1 protein-coding gene is annotated in these 20,068 nt (G+C 57.3%); it reads left to right on the forward strand.

Annotated elements, in window-relative coordinates:
- Window positions 1–319 precede the first annotated feature (319 nt).
- A complete protein-coding gene (locus BLR80_RS07720; RefSeq protein WP_092078219.1) occupies window positions 320–19,657 on the forward strand; it encodes a calcium-binding protein in 19,338 nt (6,445 codons plus the stop codon).
- Window positions 19,658–20,068 lie beyond the last annotated feature (411 nt).

Here is a 20,068-nt window from a genome sequence, read left to right on the forward strand (position 1 = left end):
CCCCTAAAGGCGGGTTTTTTGTTTTTAAAATTAGCCATTTCGCTCATGTGTTAAAAAAAAAGATTAAAGCCACAGATTCTTGTTTGACAGTCGCGTTATTCCTGCTAAAAATCAGCCGATAGTGATTAAAGGGTTTGTAGCCGTCTGTCAGCAGACCTGCCAGTTATTTAGCCTTTGAAAAAGCAGGGGCCTCATCAGGTAGGAAGTCGCGAAAGGATTATTCATTCTTGTAAGCTCTTGTTTTTATTTAAGATAATTTGAAAACGTGATGTAATCAAAACAAGTATAGTTGGTCTTCCCCAAACACAGGAGTTGTCTCATGGCTTTGACCCAGACCCAGGTTTCGCAGTTGTATGTTGCTCTTTTTGGTCGTGCCTCCGAAGGTGAAGGCAACGCCTTCTGGCAGCAGAGCAGTTCGATGCTTTCAGCTGCCAATGCCATGCTGGGAACGGATGCCGCCGCTGAGTATTTTGGTGATACGCTCAATGACAATCAGGCCTTTATCGAGTTTATCTATGCCAATACCCTAGGAAAAACCATCGAGCAGGATCCTGCGGGGATCGCGTTCTGGGTTACTGCGCTGAACACGGGAACGACCAAGGGAGAGGTAGTCACAGCCCTGATCGATGCAGTTTATCAATATGCCGACTCGACGGACCCGCTGACCAAGGCGGCTTACGATCAGTTTGTCAACCGGGTCGAGGTGTCCAATTACGCTGCTGAGAAAATCGCTCAGTTTACCGATGTTTATGAGGATTTTACCAGCATCAACAACGCGGTGACCGCAGAGGGCGCTGAAACCGGCAAGGCTATGGTCGATGCACTGCTGTCGGCGGGCCGCCGCTTTGTCCTGACCCAGAGCGAGTCGGAAGGAACGCCAGCCTCCACGGCGTTGTACTGGGGCTATACTCCCGGCAGCGCCGGCGAGGAAGGGATTCCTGCCGAGGAACTGCTGAACTTTCTTACCAGTATTACCGGTATGGAACTTGCGCAGCTTGGCTTGATTGATGCCGATGGCCAGAGCAGTCTGGCCAACCTGAACTCTCTGGAAATTGATCTGACTGATAACGAACAGGCCGCACTGCTGATGCATTTCGCTGACGGCACCACCCTCAGCGCGGAATGCTGCCTCGGAACCCAGTATTTCAGCTTTCTCAACAATCTGCTGTTTAACGAGAACGGCAAGTCCCGCCTGTTTGAAAAAATCATTGAGGAGGGCACCTCCGCAGCCGCTTTGCCTCTGGTGTTGACGCCGACAGAAAACAACGGCTCCACAGCTGTTTTCGGTTACACCACGCCGGGAGACGATGAAATTCTGGCCGCCAGTCTGGATCTGCTGCATCAGGCCCGTATCGATGGTGGTGGCGGTTATAATAGCCTTCAGGTAACCGCCAATGGCGCTTATGCCCAGCCTGTTGATCTGGTCAATATCCAGGAAATCCGGATTGATAATCAGCCCAACACCACCGCTGGCCAAGCCAGTCTGATCGATCTGAGCAGCGCTTCGCAGTTGCAGCAATTGCTGATCTCTGAAAGTGCTTCTGCGGAACTTGGCGGACTGGTGGTCATCGGCATCCCGGATGACAATGCCGAAATCCCTTTGCAGACGATTCTCCAGGGAGGTTTTAGTGCCGATGTGACGCTGCACTACAGCTCCGTGCTGGGTAGCGGTGTTGCTCTGGTGCTCGACAATGTCGATTTTCAGCCAGGAGCAGACCTGAATGTCGCCCACAATGGCGATACCCTTAATCTGCAGTCCATTGGTGGCGGCAATACCCTGGCCAGCGGTTTTCTGGGTGGCCAGATCAGCACCCTGAACATTACTGGCGATGCGACCCTGTTTATTGCCGGCGATCTGGGCGAAAGTCTGCACCGGGAAAATCCCGTCACCATCGATGCCAGTGCCAACACCGCCGGTGTCAATCTGAATCTCAGTGGTCCCGAAAGCGTAACCTTCCTGGGCTCCCAGGGAGATGACCGCTTCAGTGTTGATACCAGCAGCGCGGTGGCCACGGATGACAACCTTGCCGACAACGACGAGGTTGTGACCATTCAGGCGGGTGCCGGTAACGATGTTTTCGAGGTCACCACCCAAAAGGCCAGCATCAGCCTGGCCGATGGCAACAACAATGTTGAATTGGTCGTCAACCAGGCAGTAATCACTGCGGCCGACGGCAATAATTTTATCGAAGGCTCGGTCAGTAAAAACCTCAATGCCACGTTTGGCGATGGTGCCAATAAAATCCAGCTCGACGGCAGTGGCCTGACCTACAGTATTCTGGTCGGCGCTGGTGACAACAGTATCGCTGTCCGGGCCGATGAAGTGGCCGTCAGTGCCGGTGATGGCGATAACGCCATTGCTGTCACGGCGCAGCAGATCAGTATTACGGCAGGTGCGGGTGACAATGCGATTGAAGTTTCGGGGACAGCTGCAGTGCCCGGCTCCCTCGCCGTCGATGGCGCCCTGCTGGATATCCAGCTGGGCGCGGGCAACAGCAGCATCGAACTCAATGGCGTCACCGCGCTCTCAGGCTCCAGTATCAGCGGTGAGAACATCAGGCTGCTGGTAGAAAATCCCAGCGACCTGCAGGCAGTGGAACTGTCCGGCATTCAGGGCGTCGAGCTGAATTACGACATCAGTTCGTCGATCAACGCCGATGTTGAAAATTACGCCGTAGCTCCGGTTTTGACCCTCACCTCTGACCAGTTTGTCGCTATTGGCGCGGAAAACTTCGACGTTGTGGGTTCCGTATTCAGTACCTATGCTCAGATCAAGATTATCGTCACCGAGTCCACCTCGCTGACGGCCCTGGGCGTTGACAGCCTGCCGCGCAACATCGATCTGCAGCTGGAAATCCAGGATGGCGTTACCCTGGAAATGACCGCTGAGCAACTGCATACCAAGGTCGCTCCTGCGGGTATTGCGTTGGCGCAGGATCATGACACCGATCTGGGCAATGGCAAGGTCGTCATTACCGGGGCAGACGATGCCTTTGATCCGTTCAATACCAGCGATACCGTCAGAACCAATATCGACGGTACCATCTACTATGGCGGCTCCCTGTCCGACGACTTTATGCAGGAGGGCCAGTGGTTCAATGTCAGCTTTACTGCTGGCACCACCTACGATGAAAACGGCAATGAAATCAAGGGCTACGACCGCCCGGTTGATGTGCCGGTACAGACCGTTTTCCGGATCAATACCGGTAGTGGGACGAACAGCGTTACCGACGATGGCGTCACCTCCTGGCACACCAATCTGGAAATCACTGGCGAGCGTGATATTCATTTCACCGGTCCGATCCAACTGGGTCAGCTCCAGGGTGCCTCCGTTAATCCGTTCACCATTGATTTCTCTGAACTGCAGGGCGTTGTCTCGGGTATGACCATCGATCACTTCGAGCAACTGGCCCAGGGTGGAGCGATTTACGGCAACAGCGCCAACGGCTACGAAACCGAGGTTTTGATTCAGCTTGCGGCCGATGTCGCGGACGATGGCCTTGGTTTTGATGAAGCGGATGCCGGCAGTCTCGTTTCCAAAGGTGTAACCCGTTATGTGGTGACACAGATCGACGGCCCGACAGCTCCAGGCAGTACCGGTAACACGGCCACCATCAAGCTGTGTGACAGCACGGAAGATCTGGACGTTATCGCTCTGCGCGGCAATTACAATGACACCTTGGTGGTGCAGGACGCCGCTTGGGGGCTGGCCTTTGAATTGCAAGGGGGTGGCACGGCCAAGGCCGATGGTCCCACCGGAACCGCCAACGTCGGACAACTGGTGGCCAACTACGAATGGCCGGGTGCTGTGGCCGTGGTTGGCCTGACCCACTCGGTTGAGGGCGATGACCGTCCGTTGCTGATTGAAGGTATCCGTATTGAAAATGCCAAAACCCTCAGCCTCGATGCTGAAGGTCCGGCAGTTACTCTCAGGAGTCTGGTGGCCGAGGATGCCACAACGCTCGATATCGATGCCGATGGCGCTGTCAGCATTGAGGGGGTCCTGCCTTCGGGTCTGACGAATATTGATGCCGCCGATGTTGCCGGCACCTTCAATGCCGCCATTGTCAATCCGGCGGCGGATTTCAGTTTTATCGGCTCCACTGGAGGATCCAGCCTGACCTTGGCGGATGTTGTCGCCGGTGAGCAGACCAGCCTTGATGGCGGTATTGGCGGCCTGACCCTGATGATTGCTGACGACGCCAGCCAGGAAAACGATCAGGTTGATCTCAGCGCTGCCAGCCTGGTTTCCATTGCCGCCATCGTCCTTGATGAAGGCGCGACCCTGCAGTTGACCGTAGCCCAGCTGGATGCTCTTGGCGCCGACCGTATTGCTTTGGCCGATGACGCCGCGCAGGCGACCCTGAATCTCTATGGTCTCGATGGCGAAGCCTTCAGCCTGGCAGCGTTTGCTTCCGGCATTGCGGTTTCCGTCATGACCATCGCTTCCGAACCGGTTGTGACCCTTGACCCGGCAACCGATCTCAGCGGTATTGCTACCCTGAACGTTCCGGCTGGAACTGTCCTCAACCTTACAGCGGCCCAGTATCAGCAGCTGACCGATGCCGGTGCCATCCAGGGCGTGGCCGGCACAACGGATTACAGCGTCAACATCACCGGTCTGACCCAGGCCGATGTTGCCGCTGGTTTCGATCTTAGCGGGATCAGTACGACTGCTGTCAGTCTGACTCTGTCTGAAGATGTCAGCCTGTCGGCTGCGGATATGCTGGGCAATGCCAGCATTGTCAACCTTGGAGACGACCTGACCCTGACCCTGGGCGATATCGCCCAGGCGGATGGTCTGACCATCAGCGGCGGCACCGGCAGTGTCCTGGCGTTTACCGATACCGATGCCGGCGCTCTTGCTGCAATTGACGCCGCAGGGTTCAATGTTGCGACCTTGCGCGTGCTGAATGTCCTCATCGATGATTGCGATGTCGAGCAGTTGTTCAGCAACCTGCCGGCCACCGTACAGATACAGGTTTACAACGATCTGGGCTTTGTCGATGGTGTCGATCGCGTCGTGACGCTGGAGGAAGGAACGACGATTCCCGGCTTCACCGCGTTTAACCCGTATACCGATGACAGTGAGATCCTGAACCTGCAGCTTAACCTGCAGGGCGGCACCGAGATTTCCGGTGATCTGAACCTGGCCACGACGGATAAGGCCACCAACCTGATCCCGCAGCACTTCAAAACCCTGACCATTGTTTCCACCGGCACGGCGGAAAATCTGCTCAGCGGCACAACGGCCAACGTCATTAGCGGTGATATCAGCCCGCTGGCGCTGGGCGCGGGCACGGCGGAAAATAATCTCAAGACGGTCGTCATCAATGCCGCCCAGGATTTTATTCTGCGCGGAAGTCTTGTTTTCAATTCCGTCACGGGCAATGACGCGGTTACCGCCAATGACGACGATGCCGCCATCGTCAGTCTGACCGTTACCGGCAGCGGCGATGTTACCCTCGGTGGGGTGGATACCTCCGATGCCGATGTTGTCGGTCTTACCGTCGCCAATACAGGCGTCGGTACCCTGAGCCTGACCCTTGATGGCGCGCAGATTGATGCGACCGATGCCCTCAGCTTCACCGGTGGCAACATCGAATTGACTCTTGTCGGTAATCTCGACCTGGCCGCTGCCAACCTGGCCGCTGTTGAGCAGATCACGCTTTCCACCGGTGCCTCGTTGACGCTCAACCAGGCCCAGTTCAGCGCACTGGCAGGCGATCTGCAGGTTGAAGACGCGGCTCAACTGCACGTTGTCGCCGTCGACAGCACAGCGTTCGATGCAACGACGGTACCTGCCGGACTCAACATTGCCAGCATTACCCTCGCGCCGGGCGCGACCGTTCTCGATGCCGCAACCGATCTGACCGGCGTCGACGAGATCATCGTGCCGCAAGGCAGCAGCCTGACCTTAAGCGCCGCCCAGTATCAGCAACTTGACGGCAGCGGCACCATCAGCGGCGGCGGCACCGTCAACATCACCGGTCTGACCCAGGCCGACATCGACACCGCCGGCGGTTTCGACCTCAGTGGCGTCAGCGCCGTCAACGGCACCTTAAGCCTGGCCGCCGATGCGGATAACGTGCTTCTGCGTGTCAACAGCCTGGCCTACGACCTGACCGATTTGGCCAGTTTCTCCATCGTGCTGGCGGTCGATCAGAGCATCACGCTGTCCAACGAAGCCCAGGCCGACGGCCGCACCATCAATGGCGCAGCGGGCAGCACCGCCGTGCTCGGTTTTGCCGCCACCAGTGATGACCGTCTTGACTTGCATGACTACAGCGTTGCCCGTATCGAGGTGCTTGATCGTCTCATCGAGAATGCCGCCCAGAATGGCACCACCAATGTTGAAGACTTGCTGCTTGGTGTTGATAGCGCCACAGCTGTGCATGTTTTCTCTGTTGGTCAGCTCGCCGTCGATCCGGCAGCCGTTTACGCTACCGAACGTGATTTCACCGTCAACGCCGACACCACCATCGATAACGTCAACCTGGCCTTCAGCCAGATGACCGCCGGGCAGGAGATTTCCCAGCTGACCCTGACCCTCGCCGGCAACGCCATCATCGAGGGCGCCGTTGACATCGCCGCCATCAATCACGGCGTCAACGCCGACGGCCAGCCCTATGATCCGGCCTACTTCCAGACCTTGATCATCAACTCGGCAGGCGAAGCCGCCAACGCCATCGAAGGCGTCATCACCGGCAGCGGTGCCTACGTCAGCGGCGGCGTCGAAAACAACCTGCTGAACGTCGAAATCAACGCCACGCAAGACCTGAGCCTCGCCGGCATCGACTTCAGCTCCCGCACCGACGGCGCCGAGGCCGAACTGACCATCGACACCGCCGCCGGCGTCAGCGTCAGTATTGGCGATCTCGACACCGACGATGACCAAGTCGACGCCCTCAGCGTCACCCACACCGGCGCCGGCAGCCTCGAAATCGGCCTGTCGTCCCTCGCCACCGTCGACGCCAGCGACAACCTGAGCATCACCGGCAGCGCAGAAGGCACCACCATACTGAACATCAGCGGCAGCCTCGATCTGTCCGACGACAGCCTGAGCAACATCGCCGCCGTCAACCTGGCCGACGGCGCCGAGTTGACCCTGAGCCAGACCCAGTACAACGCCATCGGCGGCAGCGCCATCAGCAGCAGCGGCAGCGCCGAGTTGCAGCTGGTTGGCGTCAGCGGCGACATCGACGCCAGCCTCATTGGCAGCGGCGTCAACATCGCCAGCCTCACCCTCAGCGGCAATGTCATTTTTACCTCTGCCACCAATCTGACCGGCGTTGATGAAATCATCGTGCCGCAAGGTAGCAGCCTGACCCTAAGCGCTGCCCAGTTCCAGCAGCTCGACGGCGTCGGCACCCTCAGCGGCGCTGGCACCGTCAACATCACCGGCCTGACCCAGGCCGACATCGATGCCGTTGGTGGCTTCGACCTCAGTGCTATCAGTGCCGTCAACGGCACCCTGAGCCTGGCGGAAGACGTTATCCTGCGCATTGACAGCGTCAACTATGATTTGACCGATCTGGCGAGTTTCTCGATTGTGCTGGCGGCCGATCAGAGCATCACCCTGTCCAACGAGGTTCAGGCCGACGGCCGCGTTATTAACGGTGCCACCGGCAGTGTTGCCGTGCTGGGCTTTGCCGCCACCAGCGATGGTCAGCTCGATGCTTCCGGTTATAGTGTCAGCCGTGTCGAAGTTCTCGACCTGCTCATTGAAAACTCTGCCGCCAATGGCACCACCAATATCGAGAATCTGCTTGATGGCCTTAACCAGGTCGATGTGCATGTTTTCTCTGTTGGTCAACTCGCTGTCGATCCGGCAGCGATTACCACCACGATTCGCAGTTTCACCGTCAACGCCGATACCACCATTGACAACGTCAACCTGGCGTTCAGCCAACTGAGCGCTGGTCATGAAATCTCGCAGCTGACCCTCAATCTTGCCGGTAACGCCGTCATTGAGGGCGCAGTAGACATCGCCGCCATCAACCACGGCGTCAACGCCGACGGCCAGCCCTATAACCCGGCCTATTTCCAGAAGCTGATCATCAATTCCAGCGGTGACGAAGCCAACGCCATTGAAGACGTCATCACCGGCAGTGGCGTCTATGTCAGTGACGGCGTTGAAAACAACCTGCTCGAAATCGAAATCTATGCCACGCAGGATCTGAGCCTCGCCGGCATCGACTTCAGTTCCCGTGCCGACGGCGCCGAGGCCGAACTGATCATCGACACCGCCGCCGGCGTCAGCGTCACCATTGGCGATCTCGACACCGACGATGACGAAGTTGACGCTCTCAGCGTCACCCACACCGGCGCCGGCAGCCTTGAAATCGGCCTGTCGTCCCTCGCCACCGTCGACGCCAGCGACCACCTCAGCATCACCGGCAGCGCCACCGGCACCACCATACTGAACCTCAGCGGCAGCCTCAATCTGTCCGACGACAGCCTGAGCAACATTGACGCTGTGGTTCTCAATGAGGGCGCTGAACTGACCCTGACCCAGGGCCAGTACAACGCCATTGGCGGCGCCGATTTCAGCCTGCAGGGGGCCGCAGCCGATCTGCACCTGCTCTCTGTGGTTAGCGGTGTCTTTGACGCCAGCCTCTTGGCACCTGGTATCAATGTGGCCAGTCTTACCATCCAGGGGAATCTGACCTTCTCTGCCGCCAGCGATTTTACCGGCGTCGACGAAATCATCGTGCCGCAAGGCTCAAGCCTGACCATCAGCGCTGCCCAGTTCCAGCAACTCGAAGGTGCTGGCACCATCAGCGGCGGCGGTATGGTCAACATCACCGGCCTGACCCAGGCCGATATCGACGCCGAAGGCGGGTTTAATTTGACCGGCATTGAAGCGGGAGCGATCACACTCACCTTAAGTGAAGATGTGAATCTTGCTGATAACAGTCTTCTGGGTGATTTGAGTAATCTTGAGGTTTATGTTGCAACAGATCAAACGTTGGGTCTTGATAATGCTTCCCAGGCCGATGGTCTGGTGGTGAACGGTCCTGTCGGTTCCACGGTAGTCTTTATGTTCGATGACGTTGTTAAGGGTTACGTCGATTATATCGACGCGTCCGGTTACAATATCGATACCCTCAAGGCACTGAACACCTTCGTCGACGGCCGCAATATCGAACAGATATTGCAGGATCTGGATAGTGAAATCACACTCAGCCTGTATCATTCACCGGAAAGTCTCGGCTTTGTCAGTTCCACCGATCGAATCCTGGTTGTCGAGCCAGGCGTCACGGTGCCGGGCTTTGTCGTGGTGAACGATCTGGGAGGGGACACGGCGGTGCGTAATCTTGCCATTACCCTGCAGGGTGGTGCGGAAATCGACGGCAGCGTCTACCTTTCTACTGTTGAAGCAAGTGATGGTCTGATCCCTCAATACTTCCAGAAGCTTTCCATTTTGTCTTCGGGAACCGCTGCCAACCGGATCGATGGGGATATTACTGCGCAACCTGGTCCGGATGCCGGCATGATCGAGAATAATCTGCGCGATGTTTTCATTATTGCAGAACAGAATTTGGTCATCGATGGGGATATCGTGTTCAGCTCTGTTGATGCTGAGGACTTTCCAACGGCAGCACTGGTGATTATCGGTACGGAGAATATTACCATCCAGCAGCTCGACATTTCCGATGATGAACTGACGAGCTTTACCATTGACCACCAGGGTAGCGGCTCCCTGACACTGACCGGTTCCTCGCCCTCGCTGTTCGATGGAGATTCGGATGGTACCTACACTACCGATACCGTCGGCAATCTGGAAACCCTCACGCTCAAGGGGACAGGCAATATCGATCTGGGAACCGAGGACGGTGGTTGGGGCATTACGGCCAGCGGTTTGTCGGTGCTCAATGCTGCCGCTCTTTCCGGCAACCTGAATCTGGGCGAAATCCGCGATATTGACTCGGCTGATTTCATCTTTACCGCTGGCACCGGAGTCACCACGCTGAAACTTGTCGGTGACAGCCTGGATACAAGCGTTGACCAGAACGGCTGGACCTTCAATTTTGCCACTGCCGCGGCGGGCAGCGTTCTTGAACTGGGCGCTACCGACTGGCTGGGCGGCAAACTTAACATTGATCTTGGCGCCAATACCCAATTACGGATCACGGCCGATACCGACCTGAGTGATCTGCTTCTGACGCTGGCGGGTTCCGGTACTCCGGCAGATAACCAGATCATTGTGGAAGACGATGTCATCCTTACGCTGACCGCTGCCCAGGCCGATGCAATCAATGATGCGGGTCTGACCCTCATCGGTGAAAACGGTATGGATTCGACGGCAGTTGTCAATATTGTCGAACTCGGTACCGCAGAGTACGATTTCAGCCACATCCAGGCGGATATCGCTGGTACCGCCACCCTGGCCGACACCGATGTCACGCTTGATGCAAACACCGATCTGGGTGCGTTCTCCATCACGCTGACGGCCCAAAGTATCGATAATGACGATCTCTCCGGCCAGACCATCCGCTTCCAGACTCAGGAACAGGCCGAGCGGGCTGTTCTTGTTGTGGGCGCTGAAGGCGACAGCGACAGCACCAACAGCACCAATGTGGTCTGGCTGTTCGAATCCGTTGCAGACAAGGTGGAAACCGTAGACTATGCCGACAACCTCGGTCGGTTGTGGATCAATCCGGTACTGGCAGCTTTGGGCAGCATTGAGGATCTCTACACCACGCTGCCCGAAAGCATCGTTCGAGTCGAGTTTTCCAGCCTGACCCAGTTGGATATTTTGTTGCTTTCCTCCGAGGTACACCGCACGGTCGAGTTTGTGGCCTTTACCGATCTGGCAACCAGCGGTGTGGTGTTCAGCGACAGTGATCTGGGCGAACACCTCGAAACCCTGACCCTGCGTCTGGGCGGCGAGGTTGCGTTGGGTGATCTGGAACTGGGTAATACCACGGATGGCACTTATGACCCTGCCGCGATCAGTTTCGAAGGGCTCACCATCGAGTCGCGCCGGGCGCTGCACACCGATAACCCGTTGGCCAGTGAGCAGTATGTCAATGACAATGATGGCACGGACGAAACCGGCGAACATCAGCAGCCAGCCAACCTCAATACCATTGGCGGCATCAGTATTAACGATTCCGGGTCAGCAACCTTCGATCTGCTCGATGTCACCCTTGATACCGGTGCGCTCTCCGTCGAGGGTGATGGTTCTCTTGGCGCCGGCGCCGATCTGACGGTCGGCACCATCACCTTTGATGCCGATGGGTCCGACTCTGCCGCCACCCTCACCGTGCGCGGTGCCAATACCACCACCATCGCTTCGCTGGATACCTCCGATCCTGAGATCATCAGCCTTAGCATCGTCAATGAAGGGCCGGGCACACTGACCATCACTGGCGCCAGCCCGGCGGCTTCGGTCGATAATGCCACCTTGGCAACCCTCTCCGGCACCGAGACTCTGTCTATCGACGCCACCGGCGATGTAATCCTGGGCACCGCAGGTGTTTTGACCAAACCCGGCGTCGCCAGCAATGAACTGAGCCTGATCGACGTTGACGGCAGCGGCGATGTCGATCTGGGCGTGCTGGCCCAGCTTGATAGTCTTGCTTTCACCCTCGATGCCACTGGCAACAGCGGCAGTGTCAGCGCTGTTCTGATGGATGACGACAGTGCCTACACGCTGGAAATTTCCGAAAATGGCGCTTGGCTGTTCGATAATTCCGGTTCTACCGGCGTGTTGAACATCACCCTGGATGACAGCATCACCTTGGGCGAGGGAACCCTCAGCTTCAATAACGTCGCTCTGACCCTCACTGGCGCCATCGACTTCACCACCCTTGCCGAACTGAGCCTGACCGATACCACCATTGAGGTTCCGGCCGGCTCCAGCCTGACCCTTCTGGCCGAGGATGCCAGTGGCCTGACCGTTACTGGTGCTGGCGGTGTTGTGATTGAACACCTCGAGTTGACCCCGGACGCTGATCTGTCCGGCATTATGACCAGCGATGGCGACACTGGCACCGTTGTTGCCGAAGTCAGCACCGTAAATGGTACGCCGGTAGTGTTTACCGGTGACTTGGGTGTGGCTACCGTCCAGATTGCCGGTGATGGTATCTTCGATATCACCGAAGGGGAGGTTGGCGATGCGGTCTTCGAAGTCGGTGCCGGTACAACCCTGATCCTCACCGCTGATCAGGCCGATGACCATGAAGCTACAGGTGCTGGCACGACTGAAGTTGAAGATCTCGGTCAAGTCGCCGATGCGGCGGATTCCGATATCGATCTGTCCGGTATTGCCACAGCCAACGTTTCTATCGCGGTGGATTCCGTCGTCACCCTCAATAGCGACGCAGACCTGGGTGCCGCCGGTGCAACCCGCGTCATCACGGTCGGCCTTGATGCGGTGCTGCAGTCCGCTGCTTCCGTCATCGATGGCCAGTATATCGATGGCGCCGGTACCCTGTTGCTGGATGATGAGAATGATAACGGCAATGACGATGTGGCGCCGGCGGATACGGCGATAACCGCTGATCTGACCTATGTGGATGTACTCAATATCACTCTGGTTGAAAGTGCTGTAGCCGGTGCTATTATCTTCCCCGCACTCTATGGAACGGCACCCGCAGCAGTGCAGACCGTTACACTGACCGCGGTGCAGGCCAATGGCCAGGATATCGAAGGTGCTACTGCTGTTGAAGGCGCCGTCGTAGTGAATAATCTTGGAGAGGAATTCACTGATCTTTCCGGTATTGGTGATGGTACTGGCGTTGGTGTCTTGATCGCCTATGTGCCGGAAACTGCTGAGCTGGATGCCGCTACCGATCTTGGAACCTTTGATGTTGTACTACAGGACGATGCCACCACCTCGGTGGCTCTGACCCTCACAGCGGCACAGGCCACTGGCCTGTCCATTACGGATTCCGCAGATAACGGTGCCGTCCATGTGACTGCCCTCGAACTCACTCTGGGTGCAGACCTGTCTGCAGTTGTAGCTGCTACGGAAACGGCCACCATTGATATCGAAGGTAGCGTAACCTTTACCGGCAATCTCGGCAGCAATATGGAAGTCCATGTGACGGATTCCGATACTGGCACAGCTGATTCACTGACCATTGATGCTGCAGCCGATTTTGTTTCCGGCTCAACCATCTTCAACCTGGACAGCAACGGCGTTGAGCTGATCCTTGATGCCGATGATGCCCATCTGCTGACCGTTAATGATAACGCCGATGCTACTGCGGTAACCGTCAATGGCATTGATGGGGATCTTTTTGATCTCAGTGATATAGCCGCCGACACGCTGACCGCTAATGTACCAGCCACTGTGACGCTGGATACTGATTCTGATTTCGGTGATTTTGCTGTAGTCTTAGCAGAGGGTGTCGCGCTGACTCTTACGACGGCCCAGCTGCTTGATACAGGCGAAGAAGACTTCTCCGGCACCAATCCTGGCGACGAAACCCTCATTGTTACCGGCTACAACGGTGAAGATATCCAGACCGATGAGCTGGGGCCGGATGTCACCATTGCCCAGCTTCTGGTCGAGGATACCGATGGCATCGTGCAGATCGATACCAACGCCGATCTTTCGGATATTCAGGACATTGTTATTCCAGCCGACACCACCCTGGTCATGACAGCGGATCAGTTCCAGCAATTGCCGACAGGTGTGGTCAGCGGCGCCGGTACCCTCAACCTGACCCATTTCGATAACGACAATGCTGATATCGATCTCAGCACAGTCGTCGCCAACGCCGGCACCATTACCCTGGATGCCACAGTCGCCAGCGTCGTTCTCGATCCGACTGCCGTGCTCGACGCCAGCACCACGGCCTTCAGCCTCGTTTTCTCGGCCGATGAGCAGAACTTGACCCTCTCCAGCGAAACCCAGGCCGATGGCCGTGGCCTGGCTGGCGGCAGCTTTGACGCTACCGTTCTGACCCTTGGTTTCACCCATGCCGATGCAACGGATGGCGATGCGGTGCTTGATGCCAGCGGTTTCGATGTTGAAAATATCTGGCTCGTCAGCGAATATCTCTACAACGAATTCAGTCTGTCCAACCTGCCGGCCAACATTGAGGAGATTCTGGACGGTCTGCGTGATCAGGCCAGCAATGGCGACCCGTTGGTGATTACCCTCAAGGATGCCGCAACCCTGCTGTTGGAGGGCTATGCCGATCCTGCCGCACTGGATACAACCGACCGCTTCATTGTCATCGACGAAGACACTACCGTCGATGCCTCCCTGGCCTTCATGGAACTGGCGGCGGCTCAGGAGGTCAGCAGCCTGACCCTCACCCTGCAAGGCGGCTCCGTCCTGACCGGCAACCTGGAATTGCCGCAGGATAAAGATCCGCTGGATACCCTGGTCGATAGCGGTAAACTGCCCGGTTTGTTCAAAACCTTGACCATCAATTCCGAGGGTTCCGGCAGCGATCCGAATGTCATCAGCGGCAGCATCTTTGCCGACGATGAAACCGATGGCGCCCTCAGCGAGTCTCGTGCTGAAACCTGGCAATTGACGATTACCCTGAGCGCGTCGCCGCTGGCCACCGAAGAGTCCATTGCTTTTGACGGAGCTTTCATTGTTTTGGATGCGGGTGATACCGCTGCGGATATCGCTGCTAAATTGGAGTCGGCAAGTTACGACAACTGGACTGCGGAGGACGTAGGCGGTGGGGTAGTCGAGTTTACCTATAAGATTGCTGGTGACTACGATGATTCAGTAGATGGTGGAGCAGACGACTTGGGTGATTTGACAGTCGTCAGTGCCGCAACTGCTGCTATTAACGAGATGAATCTCAGTGGTGGACTGGTTGTTGGAGACTTCGTATTTAACAATACTGTCGACGGCACTCTGGTCGCTGAAGAAAACAATCTCTACAACATCATCATCAATGCCGATCACGATCTGGTCATCACCGGCGAGTTGGAGCTGAGTTATCTCACCCGCTCCAATGTGCTGCACGATGAAACCGTGGTGGCCACTATCACGGTCAATGGCGATGCCGATGTCACCATTGGCTCGGTCAATTCCGATGATGAACATATCACCGGGGTAACCCTGGTGCACAATGGCACCGGTACCGTCACCGCGCCCGGCACCAGCCCCGGCGCGGCCTTGGGCGATACCGAAACCCTCACCATCAACACCATGGGTACGGTGCTGCTGGGCACCGCCGGTGATGACACCAAGCCGGGTGTTTCCGGCGCCGAGTTGAGCGCTATCAACATCAACACCGATGGCACCTCCACCGGCACCGTCAATCTGGGGGTCATCGACGCTATCGATGGTACCAGCTTCATCCTGACCGCTGGTGGTGGCCAGGTCTACCTGCAACTGGGTTATCCGGCTAACGGCCAGCCCGGCGGCCCCACCCTGGCAGAAGGTGGCTCCTGGTCCTTCATTGGTACGGGCGATAATCTTCACCTGACCATTACCGATGGTGTTGTTTTCCAAGGTGGTAGTCTCCTCCTGGAAAATGTCGATCTGACCATCGAGGGAGATGTTGATTTTTCAGCTCTGGATGATTTCGACTTCAGCGCCCTGGGCGTCATCGAAATCACCGAGGGCAACAGCCTCATCCTCACCTGCGCCCAGGCCGACGGTCTGTCCATCACCGGGGCGGGAACGCTGTATCTGATAGACCAGGAAGACAATGACCATGACTTCAGCGGTCTGGCGGTGGAGAATATTAATCTGTCCGGTATTACAGGTGCTGAGGAAAGTGCTGTTACTAACGCCGGAGATGTCGTGCTGGATCTTCACGGACACGATGGCATCGACTTCACCGTCACCGGTTCCACTTTTGCCGATATCATCACCACCGCTGACGGTGCGGACAATATCACTGGCGGAGCCGGTGACGATATTATCGATGGCGGAGCCGGCGCCGACACCATTGATGGCGGAACAAGTGAAAACGGCAATCGGATTATCTACGATGCGAATGATGAGGAAGTGGATGGTGGCGATGGCACATCTGACATCCTCGATGCCTCCGGCGCACTTGCCGGTGTCACCATCGATCTGTCCGATGGCTCTGATGCCTTTAGTGCTTTCGAAAACATCATCGGCAGTGACTACGCCGATAGCCTGACAGGCGATGCCTCGGACAACAACATCCAGGCCGGAGGCGGCGACGATCTGATCACTGCGGGTTCGGGTGATGATACCATCGCTGCCGGCAGTGGCGACGACACCATCATCATGGGTGCCAACCTCACGTCTCTTGACACCATCGATGGCGGCGCCGGCTATGATGAGTTAACCTTTACCTATGCAAGCGCAGACAGCGGCGATGACGATGCCCTTGATCAGGTCACCAATGTTGAATTGATTACCCTGGGTGACCCGGGTTCGGGAGCGACCTACATCACTACGCTCGATGATCTGGTTGCCGCCGGGGCGACCCTCGAAGTCGATGCCTCGGCATTCAGTGCCACTAGTGGTCTGTTCTTTAACGGCAGCGCGGAAACCGACGGCCGTTTCATCATCACCGGCGGCGCTGGCGACGACACTCTTATCGGTGGTGACGGCGACGATATCTTCACCGGCGGAGATTCACTCAACATTGCGACGGATTATTACACCGGCGGTGCCGGCAACGACACCTTCAACGTCGATCTCGGCCATGACCATATCTACGACCTGTCCGGCAATGACGTGCTGGTGGTCAGCGCCGGGGCCTTCGCAACGGCGGACGTGACGGCCGATTTCACCGCCACCAGCGCCACCCGCAATGACAGCGTTATTACAGAAGCGGGCAACCCCTTAATTGGTATGCCGGCTGCCTGGCTGGAGGTTGGCAATGGGGTAGACGTCGACCTCTCGGCCGTGACTGAAGGCACCTATGGTTTCGTTGTTGCTGCCGGAGGCGTTTTTGGCGAGGGCAATCTGCTCGCTTCGACCCTCATCGGTTCCGCCTTTGACGACTGGCTCATCGGCGGCGAGGATGATGATGTGCTCACCGGCGGTGCCGGCGATGATCTGCTCTTTGGCGGCAGCGGCGAAGATACCTTCAATGTCGATGCCGGCAGCGATATCATCGATGACCTGGGTAATGCTTTAGTCGGTGCCGACGTGCTGGTGGTTTCGGCCGGCGCGACGGCCAATGCCACGGTGAGCGATGACTTTAACGCCACCGCGGCTACCCGCAACGACGGTGTCGCCATCCTGACGGTTGACGAGGATGTCGATGTCGATCTGTCCGCCGTGGTCAACGGCGCCAACGGTTTCACCCTCGATGCCAGTGCCAATACCGCGGCTTCGGTGCTGGTGGGCTCTGCCCTTGATGACACCCTTCTGGGTGGCGATGGCGCCGATACCCTCACTGGCGGCGCCGGTATCGATTCGCTTAACGGTGGCGAAGGGGCGGACCTCCTGTTGATCACCGCCACCAGCGATGATGCCGTGGGCGAAACCTACGATGGCGGTGATGCGGCTTCCACCGATACCCTGCGCATTACCGGCATCACCAGCGTCGATCTGTCGGATGACACCATTGCCAACATCGAGGTGCTCGACCTGACCACGGATACCAACGGTCAGACGGTCATCCTCACGGATGATCAGCGTCAGCTGCTCACCACGGTGCTGGCGACCATGGATGACAAAATCACCTGGCAGGCCGACGCCATCGCCGATGAGATTGCGGCGACCGATGCCCAGGATACCTTCGAGATGACATTGGACGACAGCTATTCCTACGCCTACGCCATCATTACCGACATGGCGGTGGACGACCGGGTCAGCCTCAACATCCTCGATGGCGCCGCTCCGCAGCTGTATTATGAAGTCGAAAGCGGCGCGGTCGATGAGGCTGGTAAATGGCATTGGGAGGATGCGACCAATACCCTTACCTACTGGAACAGCTTTACGGGAAGCAGCGCCACGGTGCTGCTGGCCGGTGTCGCCGATGTCGAGGTGGCCAGCCCCGGCCTGTTTGTGGTGACGGCCCTTGATGTGCCGGATACAACCGACCCCACGGCCTCGAACTTCACCGCCACGGCCACCACGGTCGGCGCCACTTCGGACGAGGATGGCTGGCTGGGCCTGTACCAGACCGCAACCTATGATCTGATCGCTTCAACCAGCATCACCGGCATGGCTGCCGCCACTCCGACAACCCTGACGGTTGCCGCCCAGTCCGCTCCCACCTATGCCACCCTGCGGGTGTCGGACCTGGCCGGTAATTTCGATGATGTCAACACCCACAGTGTCATCCTTGGCACCGGTTCGAACGACAATGCCGGTTCGGCCCTTGCCGGTACGGCCGCGGACGACTATATCTACGGCTTTGGCGGTGCTGATGTGATGGATGGTGCCAGTGGCGATGACGACCTGTTCGGCGGCGCCGGCAACGACATTCTCGAAGGCGGCAGCGGCGACGATACCCTTGATGGCGGTGAAGGTGCGGATGTCCTCTGGGGTGGTGCCGGTGCTGATAGCATGACGGGCGCTGGGGAAACCGTTGATGCCGTCGATCAACTGATCGTGGTGGGTGATCTCAGCACGGCGGATGTTACGAAACTGGCTACCATCAACAGTACCCTGACGACCCTGCTGGGCTATAACCCTGGGCTTGATAATAGCTACACCACCAGCGATGTTGCTACCGGCGGTAGCCTGACCTTCGATGCCAGCGGCAACGATGAACTGCATGCCTTCGGTACCGTAGACCTCAGCGGTGTCACCATTACCGGCAGCTATAGCGCGTTTACCTACTCAACCCTGACCCTGACGCAGGATCAACTGGCGCAGATGACCTCTCTGACCCTGATGGGCAGTTCAGCGCATAACCTCGTCATCACCAATGCAGCGGGAGAACCCTTGACGGACGCGGCTCAGCAGGCGGCCTTCAGCGCCTGGCTCGAGGATGTCGGGCTGCTGGTTGCGGCCGATCCGGCGCAACCGCAACTGATCGTGGGTGGGGCCGAAACGGATTACAATTATTACTTCGGCACTTCAGGCGAGGATGTGCTGACAGGGCAGGAGGCTGAAGCCAACTACATCTACGGTTTTGGTGATGCTGACACCCTCACCGGTGGCGATGTGGCCGATGAAATCTACGCCGGTGAGGGGGGTGACACCATCATCACCGGTGCCGGCGCGGATTACGTCGATCTTGGCAGTGATGAGGATAACGATATCGTTCGGTATAGCGTTACGGACGCAGCAGGGTGGCAGACCGCAGCGGATTCTCCCGCCTATGGCGCCGATACCGGCTACGATACCCTGGTGAATTTTGTTACAAATAATGATGTCATTGATTTCCGGAACCTTCTCTTTACGGGCTCTCGTGACCTCGATGGCACCGTACAGTCGGCTACTGCGGCCAACCTTGATGCCAATGCTGCCATTGCCAATACCGCCGGCTTGCTGGTGGTGAACAATTCGACAGTCACCACCACGGGTGATCTGACGGACAATATTGCCGTTGCCCTGGCTTCAGCCTTCGACCTGTCTTCGCTGGCCGATAGCGAGGAAATGCTGTTCAGCGTCAAGGCCGCTGACATGGATGACGACGAAAGTACCGATCAATACTGGTTCGGTATCTTCCACAATGTAGGGACAGACGATGCTGATCTGGGCAACGAAATTCAGGTTGTCGGTCTGGTAACCGGATTTTCAATTGATTACGACAATTTCTCTGCGACAGCCATGCCTGACTAATTTTACTTAATAAGATTCCCTGCCTTTCAGCAGGGGTAAAGCGGCCCGGCTTCCAGCGAAGCCGGGCCGTTCTTTTCATCAATAACCTGAACCAGCCATCGCAACCATTGTGGGAGCGGCTTGCAGCCGCGATTGTTTTTTTTTGTATTGTTTATGTGGCAGCGGTTTTAATCGCGATATTCCCTGCACTTGCCATCGCGGCTGCAAGCCGCTCCCACAGGGCCAGAATCACCAGCCCAGGTGGTTTTAGCAGCAGTGGTTTTTCATGGTTGTGGTGGCACTTTGCAACTGCGACAATCCTTGCACCAGCCCATGGCAATCAGTTGTAGGAGCGGTTTGTAACCGCGATATTCCCTGCACTTGCCATCGCGGCTGCAAGTCGCTCCCACAGGGGTAGGGCCACCAGCACCG

The organism is Desulfuromonas thiophila (genome assembly GCF_900101955.1).
Taxonomy (GTDB): domain Bacteria; phylum Desulfobacterota; class Desulfuromonadia; order Desulfuromonadales; family Desulfuromonadaceae; genus Pseudodesulfuromonas; species Pseudodesulfuromonas thiophila.

Coding starts and splice junctions, on each gene's coding strand:
- BLR80_RS07720 (WP_092078219.1), top strand. CDS start 320: ATGGCTTTGACCCAGACCCAGGTTTCGCAGTTGTATGTTGCTCTTTTT.